The 23,774-nt window shown below is 53.4% G+C and carries 23 protein-coding genes; 6 read left to right on the top strand and 17 right to left on the bottom strand.

Going from position 1 to position 23,774, the window contains the following annotated elements:
• Positions 1-103 precede the first annotated feature (103 nt).
• Positions 104-367, top strand: coding sequence for a GrxA family glutaredoxin (locus FNY10_RS03445; RefSeq protein ID WP_004859945.1), 264 nt, complete (start codon positions 104-106; stop codon positions 365-367).
• 6 nt (positions 368-373) lie between these two features.
• Here the strand turns inward: FNY10_RS03445 and FNY10_RS03440 are convergent, their stop codons facing one another.
• Complete coding sequence (locus tag FNY10_RS03440) at positions 374-757, bottom strand: inner membrane protein YbjM (protein ID WP_141965022.1); 384 nt, start codon at positions 755-757, stop codon at positions 374-376.
• Positions 758-1,025: 268 nt separating this feature from the next.
• On the opposite strand from FNY10_RS03440, the gene FNY10_RS03435 reads away from it, so the two are divergent.
• Positions 1,026-2,711 carry an aspartate:alanine antiporter gene (locus tag FNY10_RS03435; protein ID WP_100684090.1) on the top strand — a complete coding sequence of 562 codons (1,686 nt, stop codon included), beginning with the start codon at positions 1,026-1,028 and terminating at the stop codon, positions 2,709-2,711.
• A 422-nt stretch (positions 2,712-3,133) separates the two neighbouring features.
• Here the strand turns inward: FNY10_RS03435 and FNY10_RS03425 are convergent, their stop codons facing one another.
• Complete coding sequence (locus FNY10_RS03425) at positions 3,134-3,682, bottom strand: TetR/AcrR family transcriptional regulator (protein ID WP_131048291.1); 549 nt, start codon at positions 3,680-3,682, stop codon at positions 3,134-3,136.
• A 158-nt stretch (positions 3,683-3,840) separates the two neighbouring features.
• On the opposite strand from FNY10_RS03425, the gene FNY10_RS03420 reads away from it, so the two are divergent.
• Together FNY10_RS03420 and FNY10_RS03415 are read left to right on the top strand one after the other, a co-directional pair.
• Positions 3,841-5,043 (top strand): MFS transporter, encoded by a 1,203-nt coding sequence (locus FNY10_RS03420; RefSeq protein WP_141965023.1) that lies wholly within the window; start codon positions 3,841-3,843, stop codon positions 5,041-5,043.
• Positions 5,043-5,855 carry a Cof-type HAD-IIB family hydrolase gene (locus FNY10_RS03415; protein WP_131048289.1) on the top strand — a complete coding sequence of 271 codons (813 nt, stop codon included), beginning with the start codon at positions 5,043-5,045 and terminating at the stop codon, positions 5,853-5,855. The genes FNY10_RS03420 and FNY10_RS03415 overlap by 1 nt, the downstream gene beginning before the upstream one ends.
• Positions 5,856-5,901: 46 nt before the next feature.
• On the opposite strand, the gene FNY10_RS03410 is transcribed toward FNY10_RS03415, so the two are convergent.
• On the bottom strand, positions 5,902-7,140 hold the full coding sequence (locus FNY10_RS03410) for an MFS transporter (protein WP_131048288.1): 1,239 nt from the start codon (positions 7,138-7,140) through the stop codon (positions 5,902-5,904).
• A 326-nt stretch (positions 7,141-7,466) separates the two neighbouring features.
• Between FNY10_RS03410 and ybjG the strand changes: the two genes are divergently transcribed.
• Together ybjG and deoR are read left to right on the top strand one after the other, a co-directional pair.
• A complete protein-coding gene (gene ybjG / locus FNY10_RS03405) occupies positions 7,467-8,060 on the top strand; it encodes an undecaprenyl-diphosphate phosphatase (RefSeq protein ID WP_131048287.1) in 594 nt (197 codons plus the stop codon).
• Between the two features lie 70 nt (positions 8,061-8,130).
• Positions 8,131-8,889 (top strand): DNA-binding transcriptional repressor DeoR, encoded by a 759-nt coding sequence (gene deoR / locus FNY10_RS03400; RefSeq protein WP_141965025.1) that lies wholly within the window; start codon positions 8,131-8,133, stop codon positions 8,887-8,889.
• 28 nt (positions 8,890-8,917) lie between these two features.
• On the opposite strand, the gene dacC is transcribed toward deoR, so the two are convergent.
• From dacC to FNY10_RS03330, 14 genes are all read right to left on the bottom strand, one after another.
• Positions 8,918-10,120, bottom strand: coding sequence for a serine-type D-Ala-D-Ala carboxypeptidase (gene dacC / locus FNY10_RS03395; RefSeq protein WP_100684012.1), 1,203 nt, complete (start codon positions 10,118-10,120; stop codon positions 8,918-8,920).
• Between the two features lie 364 nt (positions 10,121-10,484).
• Positions 10,485-10,802, bottom strand: a complete 318-nt coding sequence (locus FNY10_RS03390) for a hypothetical protein (protein ID WP_160726282.1) — start codon at positions 10,800-10,802, stop codon at positions 10,485-10,487.
• The gene (locus FNY10_RS03385; RefSeq protein WP_160705129.1) at positions 10,802-11,041 is read right to left on the bottom strand and encodes a hypothetical protein; all 240 of its coding nucleotides are present in this window, start codon (positions 11,039-11,041) and stop codon (positions 10,802-10,804) included. Before FNY10_RS03385 ends, FNY10_RS03390 begins: the two co-directional genes overlap by 1 nt.
• Before the next feature lie 97 nt (positions 11,042-11,138).
• Positions 11,139-11,426, bottom strand: a complete 288-nt coding sequence (locus FNY10_RS03380; protein WP_160726281.1) for a hypothetical protein — start codon at positions 11,424-11,426, stop codon at positions 11,139-11,141.
• Positions 11,427-11,435: 9 nt separating this feature from the next.
• Complete coding sequence (locus tag FNY10_RS03375; RefSeq protein ID WP_160726280.1) at positions 11,436-14,000, bottom strand: hypothetical protein; 2,565 nt, start codon at positions 13,998-14,000, stop codon at positions 11,436-11,438.
• Between the two features lie 77 nt (positions 14,001-14,077).
• Complete coding sequence (locus FNY10_RS03370) at positions 14,078-17,164, bottom strand: host specificity factor TipJ family phage tail protein (protein WP_160705081.1); 3,087 nt, start codon at positions 17,162-17,164, stop codon at positions 14,078-14,080.
• Positions 17,164-17,544: a hypothetical protein gene (locus FNY10_RS03365; RefSeq protein WP_064367488.1), complete on the bottom strand. Its 381-nt coding sequence runs from the start codon at positions 17,542-17,544 to the stop codon at positions 17,164-17,166. The genes FNY10_RS03370 and FNY10_RS03365 overlap by 1 nt, the downstream gene beginning before the upstream one ends.
• Positions 17,545-17,553: 9 nt before the next feature.
• The gene (locus FNY10_RS03360) at positions 17,554-18,036 is read right to left on the bottom strand and encodes a DUF1833 family protein (protein ID WP_160705082.1); all 483 of its coding nucleotides are present in this window, start codon (positions 18,034-18,036) and stop codon (positions 17,554-17,556) included.
• Positions 18,023-18,496, bottom strand: a complete 474-nt coding sequence (locus tag FNY10_RS03355; RefSeq protein WP_160705083.1) for a hypothetical protein — start codon at positions 18,494-18,496, stop codon at positions 18,023-18,025. Before FNY10_RS03355 ends, FNY10_RS03360 begins: the two co-directional genes overlap by 14 nt.
• A 23-nt stretch (positions 18,497-18,519) precedes the next feature.
• Positions 18,520-21,900, bottom strand: a complete 3,381-nt coding sequence (locus FNY10_RS03350) for a phage tail tape measure protein (protein ID WP_160705084.1) — start codon at positions 21,898-21,900, stop codon at positions 18,520-18,522.
• A gap of 58 nt (positions 21,901-21,958) precedes the next feature.
• The gene (locus tag FNY10_RS03345) at positions 21,959-22,192 is read right to left on the bottom strand and encodes a YebO family protein (protein WP_160705085.1); all 234 of its coding nucleotides are present in this window, start codon (positions 22,190-22,192) and stop codon (positions 21,959-21,961) included.
• 90 nt (positions 22,193-22,282) lie between these two features.
• Positions 22,283-22,588 carry a DUF4035 domain-containing protein gene (locus FNY10_RS03340; RefSeq protein WP_160705086.1) on the bottom strand — a complete coding sequence of 102 codons (306 nt, stop codon included), beginning with the start codon at positions 22,586-22,588 and terminating at the stop codon, positions 22,283-22,285.
• Between the two features lie 2 nt (positions 22,589-22,590).
• Positions 22,591-22,983 (bottom strand): phage tail assembly chaperone, encoded by a 393-nt coding sequence (locus FNY10_RS03335; RefSeq protein WP_160705087.1) that lies wholly within the window; start codon positions 22,981-22,983, stop codon positions 22,591-22,593.
• A gap of 30 nt (positions 22,984-23,013) precedes the next feature.
• The gene (locus FNY10_RS03330; RefSeq protein ID WP_160705107.1) at positions 23,014-23,718 is read right to left on the bottom strand and encodes an immunoglobulin domain-containing protein; all 705 of its coding nucleotides are present in this window, start codon (positions 23,716-23,718) and stop codon (positions 23,014-23,016) included.
• Between the last annotated feature and the right edge of the window lie 56 nt (positions 23,719-23,774).

Raw genomic sequence — 23,774 nt, 5'->3', positions numbered from 1 at the left:
CTTAAACCATCGAAGAAAAAGGCAGAACCTTCTTTTCCTCGCCGACATAACGCGGCATCATAGCCGCCATTCGCCACCCGGCTGAGATTTAAGGAGAGAAAGTATGTTTACCGTTATTTTTGGTCGTCCTGGTTGCCCGTATTGCGTACGCGCCAAAGAGCTGGCAGAGAAACTGACCAATGAACGCGATGATTTCAACTATCGCTATGTTGATATCCACGCCGAAGGCATCAGCAAGAGCGACCTGGAAAAGACCGTAGGCAAACCGGTTGAGACCGTTCCGCAGATTTTTGTCGATCAAAAACATATCGGCGGCTGCACCGATTTTGAAGCCTGGGCGAAAGAGAATCTCGGTCTGTTTGCCTGAGCCGACTCATTCCTCTGACGAATGATTGCGTCTGGTATCCAGCCAGGCGCAGATAAACAAAAAGCACAGCGCCCCCAGCGCGCACCAGAACACCGCGCTAAACAACCACGCCAGCTGCTGCCAGAAGGTACGCTGAGCCGCAAAAAAAAGCCGCATGATCAGCAGACAGACAGGGGTTGCCAGAATCGCCCCCACCAGCGGTTGGATGACGCGCCGCCCCGGAGAGAGACAGCTGGCGGCCGCACCGGGCAGCAAAAAGCAGAGCAGTCCCACTTCAGGATGACCGGTAGCCCGAAAGACGTCTTTCATATGCAGTAACAGCAGTAAACACACTACGATAAACAGAAAGAACCCACAGGTAATACCCACCCAGGCACGCTCATATTTCACAACATCCTCCTGATTCTGCTTCTAACCCACTTAACTTTCGCCCAGTCAGATAAAGCATTCCGGCAATCCATGCCAATTTAGCCCCCACCGGCGTAAAAACGATTGTGACTAGCCGCAGCATCCAGGAAGGATTAAACTACCGGCTCTGTTTTTACTGGTTATAACGGGATGCCAGAACAGGGTTCGGGACAACGCGAACACTGGACCAACCTTAGACCAAATAACCATTTCCTTCAACAACTTACTAGTAAATGAGAAGTTGGCTTTCGTGAATATAAACGTCGCAGATTTGTTAAACGGGAATTACATCCTGTTATTATTCGTTGTACTTGCCCTGGGGCTTTGTCTCGGGAAACTTCGCCTCGGGTCGGTACAACTTGGTAATTCTATTGGCGTTTTAGTGGTTTCATTATTATTAGGTCAGCAGCATTTCAGTATTAACACTGATGCGCTAAATCTGGGCTTTATGCTGTTTATTTTTTGCGTTGGCGTGGAAGCGGGTCCCAACTTTTTTTCTATTTTTTTCCGCGACGGAAAAAACTATCTGATGCTCGCCCTGGTGATGGTCGGCAGCGCGATGCTGCTGGCGATGGGGCTGGGAAAACTGTTCGGCTGGGACATCGGCCTGACCGCCGGGATGCTCGCCGGTGCCATGACCTCAACGCCGGTGCTGGTCGGTGCGGGGGATACGCTTCGCCACTTTGGCCTGCCCAGCGATCGGCTGGCACTCTCCCTCGACCACCTGAGTCTGGGCTACGCCCTGACCTATCTGATTGGTCTCGTCAGTCTGATCGTTGGCGCGCGCTATATGCCGAAGCTGCAGCATCAGGATCTGCAAACCAGCGCCCAGCAGATTGCGCGTGAACGCGGGCTCGATACCGACTCCAAACGTAAAGTCTACCTGCCGGTGATCCGCGCCTATCGCGTCGGCCCGGAGCTGGTCGCCTGGGCTGATGGTAAAAATCTGCGCGAGCTGGGGATTTACCGGCAAACCGGCTGCTACATCGAGCGTATTCGCCGTAACGGCATTCTGGCGAACCCGGATGGCGATGCCGTCCTGCAGATGGGCGATGATATCGCGCTGGTAGGTTACCCGGACGCCCATGCCCGCCTTGATCCCAGCTTCCGTAATGGCAAAGAGGTCTTCGACCGCGACCTGCTGGATATGCGCATCGTCACCGAAGAGATCGTGGTGAAGAACCATAACGCCGTTGGCCGCCGTCTGGCGCAGCTGAAGCTCACCGATCACGGCTGCTTCTTAAACCGCGTCATTCGCAGCCAGATTGAAATGCCTATCGACGATAACGTGGTGCTCAACAAAGGCGACGTATTACAGGTCAGCGGCGATGCGCGACGCGTGAAAACCGTTGCCGACCGCATCGGCTTTATCTCCATTCACAGCCAGGTGACCGACCTGCTCGCCTTCTGCGCCTTCTTTATCGTCGGCCTGATGATCGGCATGATCACCTTCCAGTTTAGCTCTTTCAGCTTTGGTATCGGTAACGCGGCGGGGCTGCTGTTTGCCGGGATCATGCTCGGCTTCCTGCGCGCCAACCACCCGACCTTCGGCTACATTCCGCAGGGCGCGCTGAATATGGTGAAAGAGTTCGGCCTGATGGTGTTTATGGCCGGGGTCGGTCTGAGCGCCGGCGCCGGGATTGGTCACGGCCTGGGCACCATCGGCGGCCAGATGCTGGCGGCGGGTCTTATCGTCAGCCTGGTGCCGGTGGTGATTTGCTTCTTGTTTGGCGCCTATGTGCTGCGCATGAACCGCGCGATGTTGTTTGGCGCCATGATGGGGGCGCGTACCTGCGCCCCGGCGATGGAAATCATCAGCGACACCGCGCGCAGCAACATTCCGGCGCTGGGCTACGCGGGTACGTATGCGATTGCCAACGTGCTGCTGACTCTCGCGGGGACGCTGATTGTCATCATCTGGCCAGGGCTACAGTAAATATTTAAGAAAAAATGGGACAGAGGCAGAACTTTTCTCTTGGCCGTCAGTCATAAGTAGTGCCACTGCTTTTCTTTGATGTCCCCATTTTGTGGAGCCCATCAACCCCGCCATTTTGGTTCAAGGTTGATGGGTTTTTTGTTGTCTGAATTTTATGACCTTTAAAATTATTCAGTTACCACCACCGGGCAGTACCAGTGGCGGTAGCGCATGCTCCTCACCCCATTTCTGTTGTCCCAGGCTTTATGGAGACGTGCCCCCTCTGAACCACCGGTTGATGTACACTGATACGCCGGGTGAAGCGCCAGTGTTACACGCACAATCCGCCTGGAACAGGATGACCCGTTCGCGACGCCTCGCCGCTTTCCTGCTGACTCCACAATGTTTATTTCGAAGTTCTCCGCGTGCAGCGCGTTATCGGGCTATTGCCCCTCTCCGGCCAGCCGTCCGACCATCAGGCGGATAGCCTGCTTTGAGAGCGGCGCGCTATCGGTGACAAAATGCAGGGTCATTCCCTCGATAAACGCATCCAGCCCGCGAGCCGTCTCCGGTTCAAACCACTGCTCCAGGGTTTGCTGGCTGCGCTGCATCCAGTGCTGCATCACCGCCTTCAGCGCCGGCTGGCTGCTGCAAAACGCATACAGCTGATACATCAACTCCATATTTCGCGCGGTCGTCACCTGGGCGCTGAAGATCAGCTCGGCAATGGCATCGCAGGCCTCTTCACGGCTGCTGACCGCGGTAAAAAACTGCTGGTACTGCGCGGACATATCGCGGGTAAAAATGCGAAACGCCTCTTCTATCAGCGCGTCAATGCCGCTGAAATAGTAGGTCAGCGAGCCTAGCGGAACCTCCGCGCAGCTGGCAATTTTACGATGGGTGACCGCGTGGATCCCGTGGGCGGCAATGGTATCCAGCGTCGCCTGCAAAATGCGCTCCCGGCGCTGCGGATCGTTCGGTCGACGGGCCATATCTTTCCTCTTAGTCGCTGTCATGCGCATGCTGTCGGCAGCAATGTCGCGCTCCCTGGCGCCCGGTCCTTGCCCGAATACGCATGCTGAAGAATATGTACAAATGTACACAATCTTGCTACTGTTGTCTCTATCTTCTCATTCACAGGCGTTTACGGATGACAGCGCAAACCTCCCGCCGGGCTTTACAGCTCCGACTCTGGGCCCTCTTCATGTTCTTCTTTATCCCTGGATTGCTGATGGCCTCATGGGCTACCCGTACTCCGGCGATCCGTGACCTGCTGACGCTGTCAACGGCGGAAATGGGCATCGTTTTATTTGGCCTGTCGATTGGTTCGATGAGCGGGATTCTCTGCTCGGCGTGGCTGGTCAAACGTTTTGGCACCCGTAAGGTGATTCGCACCACCATGTCGTGCGCCGTGGTCGGCATGCTCGTGCTCAGCGTGGCGCTGTGGCTCACCTCAGCCATCCTGTTTGCCATCGGGCTGGCCATTTTCGGCGCCAGCTTCGGTTCGGCGGAGGTGGCCATTAACGTCGAAGGCGCCGCCGTCGAGCGGGAAATGAATAAAACCGTGCTGCCGATGATGCACGGGTTTTACAGCTTCGGTACGCTGTTCGGCGCCGGTGTAGGAATGGCGGTGACCGGTTTTGGTCTGCCCGCCGCGCCGCATATTCTGCTGGCCGCGCTGGTGGCGATTGCCCCAATTGCGATAGCGATTCGCGCCATCCCTGATGGGACCGGAAAAAATGCGGCTGAAAGCGCGCATCATGAGGAAAAAGGTCTGCCGGTATGGCGTGATGTTCAGCTGTTGCTGATTGGCGTTGTGGTGCTGGCAATGGCCTTTGCTGAAGGATCCGCCAACGACTGGCTGCCGCTGCTGATGGTGGACGGCCACGGCTTCAGCCCCACCTCTGGCTCCTTGATTTACGCCGGTTTCACCCTCGGGATGACACTAGGCCGCTTTACCGGCGGCTGGTTTATCGATCGCTACAGCCGGGTCACGGTTGTACGTGCCAGCGCCGTCATGGGCGCGCTGGGCATCGGCCTGATTATCTTTGTCGACAACCCGTGGGTAGCCGGCGTCTCGGTACTGCTGTGGGGACTTGGCGCATCGCTCGGTTTCCCGCTGACCATTTCCGCCGCCAGCGACACCGGTCCCGATGCGCCGAAGCGCGTCAGCGTGGTGGCGATAACCGGCTATCTTGCCTTCCTGGTCGGGCCGCCGCTGCTGGGCTTCCTTGGAGAACACTTCGGCCTGCGCAGCGCCATGATGGTAGTGCTGGGTCTGGTCATGGTGGCGGCACTGGTCGCCAGAGCGGTAGCAAAACCACAACATGAACCTGTCATGGAGAACAGTTAATGAGCATCAAACTGATTGCGGTAGACATGGATGGTACCTTCTTAAGCGATGCCAAAACCTACAATCGCTCGCGCTTTCTGAACCAGTATCAGCGTATGCGCGAGCAGAATATTCGTTTTGTCGTCGCCAGCGGCAACCAGTATTACCAGCTGATTTCATTTTTTCCGGACATTGCCCACGAGATAGCCTTTGTCGCCGAAAATGGCGGCTGGGTGGTCAGCGCCGGCGATGACGTTTTTAACTGTCAGCTGCCGAAAGATCATTTCCACACCGTCATCGACTATCTGCAGACGCTGACCAATATTGAAATCATCGCCTGCGGCAAAGGCAGCGCGTATACCCTGAATCGCTATAACGATGAGTTAAAGACGGTCGCCGCGAAATATTATCATCGCCTGCAGCTGGTGGATGACTTCAACCATATCGATGACGTGATACTGAAATTCGGCCTCAACGTGCCCGATCATCTGATTGCACAAATCCAGCCGCAGCTACACGCGGCGTTGGGCGATATGGTGACCGCCGTGGCAACCGGCTACGGCAGTATCGACCTGATTATTCCCGGTGTGCACAAAGCCAACGGCCTGCGTATTTTGCAACAGCGCTGGGGCATTGAGAATCATGAAGTCGTCGCCTTTGGCGACAGCGGAAATGATATTGAAATGCTGCAACATGCCGGGTTTGGTTTTGCCATGGCCAACGCAGCAGAGCCGGTGAAAGCCGTTGCCCGCTACGATGCGCCGCATAACAATGAAGAAGGTGTGCTACACATCATCGACAAAGTGCTGAATCGCGAAGCGCCGTTCGCTTGATTTTCGTCCGGGTGCGGCAGTCGTGCCCCACCCGGAACGCCCGACGTTATGCCTGCGGGTCGTTGGAGTTTCCGACGCGCTTGTCTTTGAGAAAATAGACAATCATTGCCAGCCACACTACGCCGCTGAGCAAGTTGAACAGGCTGAATACCCCGCTCCCCCCCTGCTCATACGCATGCTTACTGACCTCTATGCCGACGGTAAAAATCAGCATCTGCAGCATCCCCATCGCGGCCGAAACCGTACCTTTGCTCATGTCGCTGGCAAACAGCGTCAGGCGCACCAACCCGGCATTCGCCAGCCCGATCCCGAAGGCGTAGACGCTCAGCCCGGCGGTCATCCACAAATAAGCATGGCTCGATACCACCGTCGCCACCGCAGAGAGCAGCAGCCCGAACATAATCGGCCAGCCGCCGAGAATAATCAGCGAGCGCACCGTGCGCCGCGAGGTCAGTCGCGCCAGCACCAGGTTACCGGCAATCAGCGCGCCGAAAATCGGCACCTGCAGCAGGCCATACTCATAGCTGGTGGCGTTTTCCCCGCTGATAATAATCACCGGCGACTGGGCAATCCACGCCAGCAGCGGCAGGCTGACAAACCCGGTCGCCAGCGCGCCGGCGACGAAGCGCAGATTCTTCAGCACCAGGCCATAATCGCGACCCAGCTCTTTCATCGACAGCTTCTCGCCCATCCGCGTCGCGGTTTCCGGCATCGCGCGCTGCAGGCCCACAAAGGCAATAGCGGCCAGCACGGCAAACAGCACGAACATCATTTCCCACGGCAGGATGTGCACCCACGCCGCCCCCACCAGCGGCCCCAGCAGCGGGGCAATCAGCGCAACGTTCGCCATCAGGGCGGTGATTTTGATGCACATCGCCTCCTCAAACGACTCCTGAATGGCGGCGTAACCCACCGCGCCGATGAAGCACAGGCTAATCCCCTGCAAAAAGCGCAGCAGCGTGAACTGCTCAATGGTCTGCGCCAGCAGAGTGGCCAGGCAGGTGACGATAAACCACACCACCCCGGTGAGCATCACCGGGCGACGGCCGATCCGATCCGACAACGGTCCCAACAGCCATTGTAAAAACATGCCGCCGGCGAGATAGGCGGTCATCGAGGTCGGCACCCATTCATTGCCTACCTGAAACTCTTCCACCACCGAGAGCATTCCCGGCTGGATCATATCGTTACCGATATAAGTGGAAAATTCGTATAACACCAGGCAGAGCGGGAACAAAAGCGCCTGCCGTCCGAGGCGTTTGCCTGAAAGTGAATAATTCTGCATGCAATCTCTTAGTTAAACAAAAATCGCGCAAAGTTTAATGAAAGTCTTGCGGAGGAGATAGTGAATTGTGAGTGACAATGAAAAATAGCGCAACGCGCCTTCCGCCCGCCGATCTCACCGCCATTTTAATTAAACCTGTCTATATTTCGTTTATATTTCAATTAGGTTACAGGCGATATACTCATTCCCTGCGACATCTTCGCCACGGCATGCCGCGCCAGCAGCTTCTTAACAAGCTGATAATTAAGACAATACTGCTTTAATTTATCGCCACCGTTTTTTAAGGTGGGCGGCTGATTGCTATCGGATACCAAGAGTCTGAATCTATGCTGGAAAATATCAACGACACGCTGTTTGCCTTAATCAACGCCACCCCCGCCTCACCCTCGTGGCTCATCGCACTGGCGACCTTCATTGCCAAACAGGTGATTCTGATTGTGCCTCTGTTGGCCGCTGCGCTGTGGCTCTGGGGGCCAAACCAGCGGCAGCTGGTGTTTAAAGTGTTCCTCGCGCTGGCGATTAGCCTGAGTCTGTCATGGATTTTTGGCCTGCTCTTCCCGCATGAGCGCCCGTTTGCCGCAGGCGTCGGCTATCAGTTCCTGCATCACGCGCCGAATAACTCCTTCCCCAGCAATCACGGCACCATCAGCTTTACCTTTGCGCTGGCTTTCTTGTTCTGGCATCGCCTGTGGTCCGGGATCGCGCTGCTGGCGACCGCCGCGGCGATCGCCTGGTCCCGCGTCTATCTTGGCGTTCACTGGCCGCTGGATATGCTGGGCGGCCTGCTGACCGGGATGTGCGGTTGTCTGGCCGCCGGACTACTGTGGCCGGCCGGTGGCCAGGCGCTGTATCAATCTCTGCAGCAGCTGTACCGGGTTTGCTTCTCCCTGCCGATTCGTAAAGGCTGGGTGCGTGACTAACCCTCTCCGGGCAGGTAAAATTGCCCACTGACGCCCTGCCGATGCCGGGCGATTTCAGGGTAGAGGGAATATGGAAACACGTCGTGATGAACGCATCAGCCAACTCATTCAGGCGCTCAAGCGCAGCGATAAGCTTCATCTAAAAGAGGCCGCCGCGCTGCTTGGCGTATCAGAAATGACCATTCGTCGCGACCTGAACGGCCATAATGGCCCGGTGGTGTTGTTAGGCGGTTATATCGTTCTGGAGCCGCGCAGCGCAACCCATTACCTGCTCAGCGACCAGAAAACCCGTCTGGTGGACGAAAAACGCCGTGCCGCCCGTCACGCTGCCGCGCTGCTTGAAGCCCATCAGATGGCCTTTTTCGACTGTGGAACAACCACGCCCTGGATCATTGACGCGATTGATAACGCCCTGCCTTTTACCGGCATCTGCTATTCGCTGAACACTTTTCTGGCGCTGCAGGAAAAACCGCAGTGTCGGGCCATTCTCTGCGGCGGCGAGTTCCATGCCAGCAATGCCATTTTTAAACCGCTCAGCCTGCAGGATACCCTCAGCCATCTGTGCCCGGACATTGCCTTCTACTCGGCGGCCGGGATCGACTGCGCGCAGGGCGCCACCTGCTATAACCTCGAGGAACTGCCGGTTAAACACTGGGCGATGAGCAGCGCGCGCTACCACGTACTGGTTGTCGATCACAGTAAATTTGGCAAGGTCAGACCGGCGCGGATGGGCGATTTATCGCGTTTTGATGTGATTGCCAGCGATGTCTGCCCGGATGAGGATCTGCTTGCGCTGGCGAAAGAAAAACAGATTTCACTGCTCTACTGACCGCGCCCCGCAGGGCGCGGCCTGTTGATTACGAGAACCAGCTACCGAACCAGCCGTGCAGTTTCATCAGCACGAAGTCCATCATCCGGCTAAAGAAGCCGCCTTCATTGACCGCTTCCATGACAATAAGCGGGCGCTGCTCGATGGTTTTATCATTGAGTTTAAAGTCGATGGTCCCGACCACCTGCCCTTTGCTCAGCGGCGCCGTCAGCTGCGTATCCGTCAGGGTATAGCTGGCTTTCAGGTTTTTCAGCTGGCCGCGCGGCAGGGTAATCGAGCCGGCTTCGCCCGCCCCGAGTTTGGCTTCGCTGCTGTCGCCAAACCAGACGCGCTGGGTGATAAAGGTGGCATCCGGTTTAATCGGCGTCACGGTTTCATAGAAACGAAAGCCCCAGGTCAGCAGCTTTTCGGATTCATTAAAACGAATACGATCGGTTTTGGTGCCAAGCACCACGGCAATCAAACGCATGTCTCCCTGGGTTGCCGAGGAGACCAGGTTGTAGCCTGCGCCGGCGGTGGTCCCCGTTTTGACGCCATCCGCGTTGAGGTTTGAGCTCCACAGCAGACGGTTGCGGTTCGGCTGACGAATCTTATTGAAGGTAAACTCTTTCTCTTTATGAATGGCGTACTCTTCGGGGACGTCATGAATCATCGCCCTGGTCAGCAGCGCCATGTCGCGCGCGGTACTAAACTGGCCCGGCGCATCCAGACCGTGCACGGTCATAAAGGTGGTGTTGGTCAGCCCCATTTTTTGCGCATAGCCATTCATCAGGCTGACGAATGCATCCTGGCTCCCTGCCACATAGTCGGCGATCGCGATGCTGGCATCGTTACCGGACTGGATAATCACGCCTTTATTCAGGTCTTCGACCGAAACCTGCATCCCTGGTTTAAGGAACATCACCGATGACCCGCGCAGCGCCGGGTTACCGGTAGCCCAGGCATCGCGACCGACGGTGACCATATCGGTGGACTTAATCTTGCCCGCCTTCAGCGCCTGCCCGACGACATAGCTGGTCATTATCTTGGTCAGACTCGCCGGGTCGAGTTTTTCATCGGCGTTGCCCTCGCTCAGCACTTTACCGCTGGCGTAATCCATCAGGATCCAGGCTCGGGCGTCGATCGACGGGGCATCGGGGAGTTGTTCCGCAGCCTGCACCGCAGGTGCGACAAGAACGAGAAGCGCGCAGCCTGCCACGAGGCCGCGAAGGGAAAAAGCGTCATGCGTCATAAGAGCCACCCAAGTATCCTTTCCAAACAAAATATGCCGCAACACTCTATCGGCGCAGCAGCAGCCGGTGAGTAAAGCGTACAAATGACCTTAAAGAAACAGCGAGTTGGTAAAGTTTTTAAAGTTTACGCAATAACCTCGCTCCCTGCTGAAAACAGAGCAATTTTTTTGATCATGATTGCCTAAATATTATGTTTATTATGGCATCATAAAAAATAGATTTACAAAATCAACAAATTACCAACTTTTCAATGATATAGAAATCTCTTCAAATGGACAAATACGGACAAATGCAGACATTTTACCGCCCCAAATCGTGCCCCAAAAGCCTTTTTTGCCCCAAAATCTGCCCCAATTTACTCTATTAAACAGGCGAATCATCACGCATCAGATCAATGATTGTGTGCGTTACAACGCCAGCTACTGTAACGTCATCTAACGCCTCACCTTCTATAGCCTCGCCCTCTGCTGTGATAAACGCCCTTCCCATTAGTTTTGCAAACTCAGTGCGGCCGTCATGGTGAATCAGCACGATATCGCCCTGCCTTGGGCGTTGCGACACGTCAATGACGGCATAGCCGTCGCTGGTTTCAACAACGCGCGTATTAGCACCGATATTACATAAGCTGTTGACCGTGAGCGTAGCTTCAACGTAGTCGTTTGCTGGAGACGGAAATCCCATTATAAAACAATCCCCATATTGCGAAGCATCCACAAACGGTTTTCCGACTCGTCTGGCGTCTTGTCAACGAAGTAGGTTTGATAGCGCTCTATCCATTGGTTTGCTTCACGCCCCGAGAAATGGATTCCTCTCTCCTGCAACTTACACACAAAATCTCTGGTATGCAGGTAACGATACCCCTTCGGATTAACGGCGATCGACTCACGGAACGCCTGGGTGATGTCTGACTGACGAAGCATGATCTGCTCTCCTGAATATACTGTTTATGCATACAGTAATTTCATTCAGGAGGCAGATCAAAGAGGCTGCGGCTATCAATTTTCTCTACAGGCGGCTTTATGAAGCAACTGAACCAGAAAACTCTTCCAGCTCCATAATTTGCGCTTCTGCCTGCTCAGCCCAGGATTTTGATGATGTGGTATCCAGCGTAACGGGGTAATCTCCCACCATGATTTTTGCCTGGTCATCGTAGCGCACGGATAGCGAAGCCTTGACCACACCAGCGTCGTCCTGCCGGACGCTTTCGACGGCATAAATCAGGTCGATTTCGATTTGCTTATCGCAGAGATACCCGCTGAGATAATGAATCTGAACGGTTTTGGGTGATGATAATTTGAAAGCCATAATTATTCCTCACGAAGGTAAGTAGTATTTTTCGCCGTAAATCAGTTTGCACAGACTAAATGCCGCTGCATCTGCGCCAGCCTTGTAACTGACGGTATAGCCGAGGTCATTCGGGTGGTTGTAGTTCGTACCGTCGAACAGCGCCGCCCAACCATGCGCTTCAACGCCATCCCGGAACCACGGTATTTCACATTCCATCAGGAATACCGCTTTATCTCTTGCCACAGACCGGAACATGCTGTTCACCATGCCGAATCGGGCAGCGCCTACGGTTTTGGTTCTGCTTCCAGACCAGTCCCGCTCGATAAATGATCGTGACGGAGGTGGCTCTAGAATCTCTTCGCGTAGGCTGTTAAGACCGATATGACGAATAGTCGTCTTTATGAGACCAGAAGCCGGGAAAGATTCTGCTACTGTGATGGTGTTCCGGTCGGCAGAAATGGCTGAGATTGTGTAGTCCCCCGCGTTTTCACCACTCAATACACGGAGCGTATGACCTACCTGAAGAATCTGGCCGCCCCAGCTGGTAGCGGCGTTGTCTGTCCCGTAGGAGAATGCCCCGCCATTGATGGTTCGCGCTGCCGCATCAAAGGTATAGTTTGTGTCAACGTTGAACGTCCTGACAGGCCATGAAACGTTCAGGCTGCCTAAGTCCATAGCCGTAACAGACGGGCTTAGTGGGTTGTGGTGTGGGCTGGTAGCAACAATCACTACCGCGCCTTTGGCTTTACACTCATCGATAAGAGCTTCAAGTTTTCCTTTTTGCGCAGGGAACGTTAGCCCGTTGTTAAAGTTCCCGACGGGCGCATCATTCATGCCGCCAATAATGAGTACAAAATCGGGCCAGTCATTCTCGTTTGTGCTGGTGAAGTATGGTGAGTTATGAAGTTGGGCAGAAAACTGCTGTAGCGCCTGAGTGGGAATACATTGGTTATCATTGATAAACTCAAAGTTACCGTACCCGGCTAACTGCGCTTTCATGGCCTCGACGAACAGCGAGTTAGGCGCAAATTTGGAACCATCAGAAGAACCCGCTCCAACACCGACTGACGAGCCGATTGAGGTAAATACCAGCCGACGCTTAACTGTGGTCCTTACCCCATTCGTGAACGATATCGAACCAAAAGGCCCGGTATTCGCGGTCGTACCATCGCCGATAATTTTTTTCGCCAGCTTCGCATACGGGTCGGTAAATGAGGCTTTGAGAGTTTCAACATCCGACTGGAGTTTTGCCACTGGAGTGGACAAATCGCCGGACGAAATGATTTTGAAGTTGTTTTGCGGTGCGCCGCGATACATCAGAAAAACTGGTTCTGCGTACTTTATCTCCCCACCTGTCAGCGGCGAGTTTGCACCCTTAAACACACTGCGTACAATCTTGTCGCCGTAACGGTTAACGACAGTGATGGCGACCGCCCCGGTATTCGTTGCTGGTGGTTCCAATACTACCAACGTGCCATTGCCGATATAACCATCAACCGTGACAGATAAATCATTCGGCGTACTGGCATCGCTGGTCATGGTTGCGCGAAGAACTGTACCGTAAATTTTTTCTCGCTCATCGGCATACGTCATTACCCGAAACTGATTAGCCCCTGCGTGCCAGTGCAGCAGATGCGCCCGGCCTGATGCCAGGTCTCCGGCAGCAACCTGCCCGCCATTAATATGTCTAATGTCATAGGCACCCCACGCATTGAGTTTCAGCTTGGGGGTACGGGTTGTATTTGCAGATGGCGGCGTAAACAGGAACAGTCGCCAGTTCGTTAGCTCACCACTGGTGATGGATGATGTTGCCGTGTAAATATCATCGGCAACACTGCTAACCGTCACCGGGATAGGCACCTGATTTTTCAGGGTGGCGGTCAGGGCGTCATTAGTGGTCTTGTATGCGTCAAGGCTGGATCCCACCTCCGACGCCGTAGCCCCGGACGCTATCAACATGAAATTATCAGTTGGTGCGCCACGGTAAACCATTAGCACTGGGTTATATTGAATCAGCTCACCACCAACCAGGACGGCGTTAGCCCTTCTTAGCACAGAGCGAGTCACGCTGTTGCCTTTCGAGTCCGTCACCGTGACATTGACCGCGCCGGTATTCAGGATGGGGGACAGGAAATAAATCAGGCTGCTGTCAACAAGCAGGCCTGGAATAGTGATCGCGACCGTGTTTGCAGCGCTGCTGCTGACTGCCGTTGCGGCCTGATAGCCTGTAGGCATCGCTGAGGGCATTTTTCTGCCGGTTGCTACAAGCGTACCTGCGTTATTGATTACCTCAATAGCCAGGGCGCTGTCGTCAGGGCTGCGGTAATACGTTGTCGACCCAACCGGGATATTCGCGATATCAGCCTGTGCCTCTTCCAGCGTCATGTACTGACGACTCAGGGGGATAAGGTTCTGGCGGGTTTCGTCCACCAGCGCAGCATTGTCTTCTTGCATTTTACGCCAGGAATCCAGCGGTTGACCTGCACGATCGGGAACAATGGCAGCGGGCCCGTTGGCCAACTCATCCAGGCGTTTGGCATTATCGAGCAGCACGGCGGGAGACGTGCTCCCCAGTGGCGGATTAAAGGCCATGTTTTTTGCTCCAAAAAGAGGCTTCGCCTAAACGAGGGTTTAAGCGAAAAGAGTTAATCAGGGGTTGTTATGAGGTATTACGAGACGTTGCCGGGATATGTGGCGTCGTCATAGTTGTAGAAAATGTCTTTATATTCCGGGGCGGTCACCTGGAAAGTGCCGTTATCCGACGGCGCGATTTCAGCAACTAAACCATGTCGCGCGCGCTGTTCGCTTTCGCAAAACAGCAATCTCGGCGGCTCAACGCTCGGATCGTCAAAAATCCAGAGTTCAGGCTCAAGATCGGCGCTGTAGGGTACGGTGAGCGTGTAATCGTCAATTAACGTCGGCACCAGCAGTCGCGATGCCCTTCCGTCCTGGAACCGTATCCAGCAACGCGGACTGGCATAACCACGGCTGAGCGGTTCAGTCACAAACAGAGTGATTTTCTCTGAATCATATTCCCTGTGTTCAATCAGACAGCTGATAGTTCCTGATGTCGGAATATCATCGGCCAGCACCAGGCGATCACTGAACTGATAGCACCAGGCATCCATTTCCGTTGACGTTGAATATGTCCGTCGCTGATGAATGTGCTTCATCAACCGGCGCATGCCGATGCGGTATGCCCTGTCTGCACTCATCACCATATCCAGCGAGTGCGATTCAACTTTTCGCGGTACCGGATTATCCGGCGTCCGGCACTGCACAGTTTCCTCTGCCCAGGTGGTGGGGTTGATATATTTCACGTCCACGCCGTCGAAATCATCGTCCGTCACGGCGCGGAAAGTTGTCTGCATTTCCTCAGTCATTTCCTGCGGGGTGATCATCCCGGCCCAGCTTTTTATTCCCTCCCTACCCGCCGAAATCTTACCGTCTGACAGAAGGAAGTAACCCATCCCGGCTTCGGTGATACGGTCGAAAATATCCTTTGCCGATGTGCTGTCGCTGTCAGCCACATAATCAAAATACTCCCCGCGTGGTGTCCAGTATGTCGCCTCCAGTTGGTTAATAGACGCGATATCGATCTGGCTGTCGCTGTACCCCAGGCTGCGGGCGAGATAGTAAAACCCGCCGGAAATACTGCGCGACGGGCTGCCATCATACAGCCTGTTGATAACCGCACTGACGCGCCGATCGGACTGAGATGCCAGGCGAGGACCAGTCCGCAGGGTAATCGCCATCGTGGTGATGTTCTGGTACCTGACTGGCCTGGCAGATAGCTTTGCTTTCAGTGATTGCCACTGGACAGAATCGCGCGTCGTCCCGCCCCAGACGGGCGTATCACGTTTGACACGAATCTCATAGTTTCCCGGCGTCGGGAATGCAATCCTCTCGGTGTAGCCGATCATGTTGACGGTATTATTGCCGTGTCTGATGGAAACAGATTGCCAGGCGCTGGTCCCGGTCAGACGATACTGAATAGTGATCCAGACGTCGTGCCAGTGAATTTTTCCGTCTTTACTCCCGATATCGACCAGCCCCTGTGGGTAGGTAAAGTTCAGTTCGACTTCAGTAGTAACTTCTCCATCGGGGCAGCACAAAAATGGTCCCATCCAGTCCGATGAGTCATTTAAACCTGTAATACTGGCGTCCAGTAACGTGCGGGAGGTGAATCCCGGCCAACTGGTATCAATCACCAGATTGCCGGAAATATCCTCCTTCATCCTGCTGACAGTAATCGTCAGCCCGTCAATGTCAGTTATCTTGTACTGGTCCCCTTTTGCACTCAACGCTATACGCTGGGTGCCGTCGGGAATGCCTGAAAATGCAGTTCCTGAAGCGCTACCCCATGCCAGCGTGATAGCGGGTAAGATTTCCGGGCTCCCGCCGGTAGACGCCACGCCCGCAACGTTGACGGGAGCATCCCCGAATACCGCAGATGGAAGCGTTGTGTAGCCAATGCTGCGCCCGCTCCACGGGCTGGTTTTCTCAATAATCTGCACGCGGCCACCGGCATCCTGCGCGATAAGTCCCGACCCGGTCAGCTGGTCGGTGATGGTATCGAGCAACGCAGCCATCGTGAGATAATTCGCCGACAGGGAAATCACATAGCTATGTCCTGACCAGGTCAGCGTGAACGAGACAGGGGATGCGCTGAAATCATACGTGGTCGGCGCGGCTGAAGCGGTCAGAGATGCCGCTGAACCGCCGACGCCGGGAACAGCCGGGGAACCAGGCGTAAACGACGACACAAAAAGATCGTAATCGTAGTTCGTCCAGTGCAGGCTCACCGCCTGACCTACAACCGGGTTAAGCTCCGTAAAATCGCCATGGATAGCCGTTCGGCCACCGTCATTGCTGACAGTGAAGGTGTCAGGCGTCACGATGGTAATGACAGTACCCGCTTTCCACGACTCAGGGACCGACGTATCGTTTCCTGAATCGTCGTCTGCTGTCTGACCAATCAGCGTAACGGCATCCCCGGAAACGGCAACCGCCGCAGCGCTGATACTCACCCTCCCCGGCCCCGTGGACGCGAGGTCGAGACCGGCAGTGCCGGAGTTGGTACCACCGACTTCTGTTGAGTTAAACCAGTTATCTGCCCTGCGATCGCCGCTGACGTCAGCGCCGGGTGGATAAATCGTTACAGAGGCATCATCCCCGAATGAGGAAAGTGGTGTGTTGCCGATTTTTACTGTGTTGCGGAAATCAGCGTAATCACCGTATGCCACGGATAAAAACAGCTCGGTGCGATAAATCTGCGGATCATTCGGGTCGAACCGACTGACGGGCTGGACCAGGTAATCCGGGTAAACTTTGCAGCGCCCGAACACCTCCCGAATTGGACTCCCGAGTTTTGCAGTGTTAGCCTTTGCGGGGGTTAAATCCAGCTGGTCGCCGTTAGCGGTCGATGCTCCTGTTTTCCCGAGTTGGGACATCATAATGATGCTGTATGCAGCAGAGGCTACAGTGACAGCCACCGCTGCCCAGGCAGCAATTTCCAGTCCGGTACCATAGGGGACGGGGTAAATACGAACATCACTATCTGCACGTAAATAGCATAATGGCCACTCAGCAGGCGGGACGGGTCGTCCGTTAACTTCAACCGCGATCGGGTGCGTTTTGCCAGGCGCATAACTGGGAACGTTTTTTCGCAGCCAGTCATGCAGGGTCATTTCAGCGTGTTCACGCTTCGCCAGAGGTTCACCGGGCAGGCGTGACGGATAGAATCGGATAGTCATTATCGCCAGAACTCCACACGGTAAAATCGACGAATAAAACGATTGAGGGGGAGGAATGTTACGTTAGTGCCGTGATTACACTCGGCAACCTGAAGCTGATTATCCAGCCAGACCACGATACCGACATGCGTCACGACAGAGCCGGAGTAACATGCCACTCCCGCCCCCTCACAGGGTTCGCAGCGCTCAAGAGAGCGCATCAACTTTCTTGCCTCGCGGTCCAGGCCACCGCCGTCTTTTGTCACCCCTGCAAAATCAGGCCAGAGGGGTAACCCAAGGTCTGCGCGGATTTCATTCACAATGCCGAAACAGTCAAGCTCAGGGTAAGCGCGGCCCCCCTTCAGCCATTTGACTGAAAGATATTTTTCAGGTTGAAACATAGATGAACCTCAGGACAGATAGCGCAGACCGGGATGATCAACGAGGTTGTAACGATTACGGGGCCACGCGGTTTTCAGAATGTTCATATACCCGGCGGTTATCTGAACCGCTGTCGGCGTCCATGAGCCGTTTTTAACATCAAGCATGTATGGCGCTGCGGCTGGCGCTGATAAATCAGTGGAAACGTACCGGCGAAAAGTCAGTTTTGCTGATTTCTGTTCATCCAGAATCTTATCAATCGCCCGTGAAACAACGCCGTCGATGTTGCTGATGGCAAATTTCAAATCCTGTGTGCCATCGGTATTACGTGCAGGAAGTGCGATATCAATCGCGCAGGCTTCGAACGTCGCCAGCTGACCATCTTCAAGCGTCACACTTATATCGTCGTATCCCTGAGTCAGTCGGTATGTTTCCTGTCCAGTTGTAATTTCCAGCGTGTCATGAATTACCTCCGAACCACTGCTGGCGTAAAGCCGCTCAAGTATCTCCATGTTTAGGCCACTCTTTATTCAGTGCAATATCGAGTAATGACTGCCCAGCGAGCCATTCCGGGTAATTTCCCCAACCCGCAGGCGGTAACGGACGCTCCCATAACTCCAGCGTTGCGCTGTACTGCCAGTATTTTGGTGCCACCAGCGTCGGCCCTTCGTAAATATCCACGAACCTGGCTCTATAGGGCTTTACCCCAATGGGGGTCTGGAGTTTCAGATAAAACCAGTATTCACCATCTTTAAGAGCATCACGGAAAAAAGCTTCAAACACCTGCGCCAGCGCGTCAGTCTGAAAAATCCATTTAACTGATGCCTGAGTGGGTGTTGAAGTATATCGCCGTCGCTGCCTGGAGCGACCGGAGGTTAATTCCGTGCGTAATAATGGCGATACAGGCTTAAACCCGTACCCGTCCATCAGCGGCATGGGCAGGTACTCATCCGGGTAGATAATATCTGCCATTAACATTTCCTCCTGGCAGGTAATCAGTCTGGTCTTTTAGCCTGAAGATTAGAGTAAATAGCCCGTCCAAATCTCTTTTGCGGTTTAATCACTTCAGCTGCTAACTCGTTAATAATTTCATGCTTTAACGCGGCATTCCGACGCTCTACTGCCAGCATCGTTGCGTCATCAGGTTGCCCGCTAAACGTGCTACGGGCATCCACACTGACCGCGATTCGTGGTTGCGCCTCAATCTGCCTTGCGGCATCCTGGACTGCCGGTGACTCACGCCCAACAGCACGAACCCCCAGCGAACCATCAGCGCCACGGGTCAGCGGCATAATTGCTTCCGGGCCAGCTTCACCGAACACGCCAGCCCCTTTCGCAAAGGCAAAATACTGCGGAGTGCTGTATACGCCGCCGCTGTATGCAGAAAGTGACGGCGAATCGTAGACACCGCCGAGGGCGTTAAAGGAAAAAGACGATCCGAAGCTTTGCAGCGCAGTTCCACTACTTGCAGCTCCACCGGCTCCACCAAAAAGACTACCGAACATCCCACCAGCAGCACCACCGAACGACGCCATAATCGCTTTGGTGATTAACGCCTGTGTTGCCATCTGGATCAGCGTCTGAATCACCGTTTCGCCCAGAGAGCTGAAGATATTCGACATGCCATCCTTGAACGAAGTCGCACCAGTCAGAACACTGGTCAGGTTGTTGGAAATGGAGTTCGTGGTGTTATTGAGAATCTCGCTGGTCGCTGATGCTGCCATTGAACTGAGGTCAGTAGCCTGATCAGCGTAGTTCATCAGCGAATCGCTAATTCCGGCACGCCAGTCAGATTGCTTCTCGTCAACCTTTTTGTAATAGTCCTCCTGTATTGTCAGGCGCTCATCAAGTGCAGTTTTCAACGCCTCAGTTTGTTTCTTATACAGGTCTTCGGATATCTGCCCTTTACTGAAGTCACGTTGAAGCTCTCGTTGCTGTTTGAGGAAATCAGTACGAATATCAGCCATTTCCTTCATGCGGTCACGGGCCTTGTCGCCCATTCCTGCACCAAGGAAATCAATATTCCCCCGATCACGAGCGGCGGCGTTACTGTCGGCCAGTCCTTCGCGGAAGGTTTTCAACTGTTCGGCAATATTTTTCTGATCGATAAGCGCAGCATTATGAAGAAGAGTTTCTTTTTTGGCTTGTTCGAGGGTGTGCAATTCACCCTGAGTTACCTGATATTTTACTTTTGCCAGTTCGGTATTCTGGCTTGCGAGGGCTATTTGTTCCCGCTGCTGTTTTAGCAGTCGCTTATAAACATCCTCTGCTTTTTCTTCATCAGTTTTTGGACCTTTTCTTTTTGGCTTATTCGCTTCATTATTTCTCCACTCGGCAAGTCCATTATTAACAAGCTCCTGCCTTCCAGTCTGATACTGCGGATCGTTAGTTAATCCCAGGTCATCAGCAGCATATCCCAGTCTGGCTCTCTCTTTTGCTTCACCTTTGAGCTTTGAAAGCGCTAAATCGCGGCGACTCTTCTCAAGCGCATTTGTTTGTTGTGATGTTAAATCTGACTGGGGCATTCGCATCGGCGCATTAACTAATCCTTGTCGCGCCATCAGTAAGTTATTACCAAGCCCCAGAAGGCGGTTAAATTCTGTATGCTGACCATTCATCATTATCAATGACTGATATGCAGCGTTCTGTTCTGCAGCCTGCTGCCGAATCAATGTAATCCGGCGATGTTCGAGTCCTTCAAGAACCGACTGTATAGATTCAGATTTAGCCTGCATTTGCGACAGACGTTCCTGCTCTACAGCAAGTGCTGAAGTGGCATCTTCAAGCCCTCGAGTAGCGGTTTCAACAGAGGTAAGATGATTAATCATGAAACCTCCGCTGGTTGTAGGGCCAGGGTTTGCCAAAATGTACTGATAACCAGCTATTTCTTCCTTGAGGCTTTTAACTTTAGAGGACTGGGCGTCAATGAGTCGGTTTTGCTCATCAAGAGATTGTCTCGTTTTTTCCTCATTATCAGATGCCTCAGGTAAGGACATTGATTTGGTCTTTTCCCTGACTTCATCGATAGTTTTTGCGTAGTCCTGAGCTGAAAGGCGGGCCTGCTCCTGATTCTGATGCATTGTGTACCAAGCGCCAGCTCCGAGAAGCACCAGTCCAGGTATGCCGCCAACAAGCCCTAGTGCTCCCCCCATGAGCCTTGAACCTACCGATGTAACAGAGTTCAAGGCTGATTGGGCAGCAATTCTTGCCTGTATATTTCGGTTCAAAGATTCCTGTGCCAACGACAGTCTATTCTCCGCGACGGTTTGTGCGTCGGTTCCGCGTGCTGCGGACAGGGCTTGCTGGGCCCGATATAGTGCTGCGCGTGCTCGCGCTGTAGAAATCTGGGTCCCTCTGACTTGAGCTTCAGCTAACGCTACTTCGCTTTTTGCTGCGTTAATTATTCCAGCTGTTGCTGAATAAGCCCCCGAAGTCATACCTCCAAAATATCGACTTACGCCAACAGCAACCAGCACACCAGCAGCAGTGGCAACGGTGTCAATATTTTCAGCCACACCATTAAGTAAACCAGTTAAAGTGCGTGTAGCTCCACTTGCTTCATTAGCGCCGCCAACCCATTGCATGAAAGCATTTTCGATTTTTGTCGCAGACGAAGAAACTGTTTGTGGTAATTCTCCATATTCGTCGCGAAGTTTTCCAAGTTGGCTAATTAGTGCAGGTACAACTTTATCAATGGTAAGTTTCCCCTGATCAGCCATACCTTTCAGGTCTTTACGTGCAACGCCCATACCAGCAGCCAGGGCACGAATAACACGATCTCCGCTTTCATTTACCGCATTAAACTCTTCGCCACGGAGCACGCCCTGTGCCAGGGCTTGACTGAACTGAGTAATGACAGAGCTGGACTCTTGGGCATTGGCCCCTGAAAGTTTCAGCCCTGTAGAGATAGCCTCGGTAATCTGCAATACTTCTGTTGAGCTGTAGCCGAACTCACGCATTGATGCCGCAGAGCGAGAAAAAAGATTGGCATTATCAGAAAATGCCGTGCCAGTTTTTTGGCTTATATCCATCAGCAGGCGCTGGGAAGACGAGAAATCATCCGTAGACTGAGACGCCTGCTTTAAGCGAGCATTAACAGAATTCCATTCATCAGCCAGTGAAATGAGGTGTCCGGTAGCAAAGGCACCAGCAAATGCTCCCGCAAGAGACATCGCTGAAGATTTTGCTGACTCCATTTGATCGGTCAACTCAGACAATGCTCGGCGGGTATCTTTTGATGCAGCAGCGGCTTGCCGACCACCACTCTGCATTGTCTTATAATAATCAGCCCCCATACGTGACGCGCGGGCAATCTCTGTCTGAAAAGACTGAGAGTTAGCAGAAACTTTAATGATAAGTTCACGCAGGGTTGCCATTTCATTTCCTCAGAAACAAAAAACCCCGCACTGCGGGGTTTTCATGATTTAAGTATAATTAAATTAAACCAGCTTTTTTCCTGGCTTCTTCGAGGTAATCTTTTTCTGGTTCATCTTTTTTATGAGCAAGCGCAATAAGAAGATCAATTTGAGCACTTTGCTTTTTAGAAATTTCTTTAAGCATAGCGATCTGATCATTTGCCCTTACGCTTCCTCTGTTAAGAAAATACCAAATAACAAGATCAACAAGACGAGCGAAAACAAATAATAAAATCCAACCAGTAGTAGTCATCGAAAGCACTCCGTGTGTAAAAAAAATAACATAACACCAGTTAAAAATGGCATCTACACGAATTATAACTGACTACCTGATTTTGTAATATCATGCTGAGGCAGCAAGAAGCGCTGCCTCTAACCCGGCAAATGGATCGCCGCCGTCGCTTACTTCGTCTTCTTCTGCGCTCCACTGGAGTTGAGCGTCTTCAATGGTGACTTTACCGCCCTGCGCACCGTACATCGCTGAAACCAGCTGAGCATTGAGAATATCGCCACGCACATCACCAATCGGGCTGAGACGGTCGTATTCAGCCCACATCCTGAATTCGCCAACCGTCATGGTCTGTCGCAGTTCGCCCAGCGTGCGGCCCATCCGGAGCGCCAGCGCCATCAGAAACTGCATGCCAGGCATTTTTACTTTGCTTTGGCATCATCCGCGTCACGAATGAGATCAAGCGCCTGTTTCAACAGCCGGGAATGAACAGGCCCGTAAATCGCTTCAACTTGTTCGGTGTCATCGACGGTGAAAACGTACTGCAGGTCAGTATCCAGTAAAATATCAATAAACAGCGTGACATCTGCCCGCATCGTGCGGAAAGCACGTTCTGAAGGGGTCAGTTCTGGAACCTCTGGCGCTTCCTGTCCTTCCGGTAGTTTGCTGGCGATCCCCTGCCAGCGTATCCAGGCTTCAGCCGACGGTTCGCGAATGATAACTTCTGCGTTATCCCACTCCGGAACGGTGACTGATTTTTTGCGAAAACCCGCCATAGGGGCCAGTGCAAGCGCTTTAAGATTCTGTTTTGCCATTAAGTTTATCGCCGGTTTCCCGGCGCTCCATTAACTGATGGTGACGGTGTGGTCAGCAGAAGTAATAACGGTGCCATCGGCATCAGTAACCACGCATGAATAAACCCCGGCGTCACCTGATACGGCGCTGGCCTTATTGAAAGTGGCGCTGGTCTGCCCGCTGACGGTTGAGGAACCTTTTTTCCAGACGTAGGTATAAGGTGCTGTGCCGCCCTGAACGACAACACCCATTGTCAGGGCGCTTCCTGCCGCGACTGTCTGGGAAGCCGGAAGGTCTGTAGCGAAAGACAGAATTCCTGGGGCATTAATATTGGATGGTTTGCCTTTCAGGCGCAGTGAGAACGTTGCGGCCACCACACCATTGGTCTGAGAATCCCAGGTGTGCTGACGCACCTCAGAACGCATCAGGAACCCATTTCCAGACGGGAAAATAACCTTAAATCCATAAACGCCGTCGTTATCGTAAGCCGCGCGTAGGGCATCCTGTGCCGGGTTGCGGTAGAAGTTACCAGAAAGAGACATTTCAGACGGTGCCGGAAGGCCGTTGATATTTTCCGTTTCGTCAGAGCATAGCGTTGTCACGTCAATATCGTTTTTCTGACCGGCGGTAAAGCTGGCCTGTTTGATAGTGCAACTCAGGTTTAACCAGGTCGCCGTGTCCAGTTCTGCCGCAGTGACCGGCACTGAGGTAATCATTACTACCGTTTTTTGGGCGCGTTCAAATAGTGCTGACATTGCAGCCTCCATAAATGAAAAAAACCGCGAGTGGCGGTCGGATTGGATTGGTTTTT

It is taken from the genome of Klebsiella sp. Lac1 (genome assembly GCF_009825425.1).
Classification (GTDB): Bacteria; Pseudomonadota; Gammaproteobacteria; order Enterobacterales; family Enterobacteriaceae; genus Klebsiella; species Klebsiella electrica.
The sequence above is the reverse complement of the archived record's forward strand: the minus strand, read 5'-3'. Positions and strand labels throughout refer to the sequence as shown.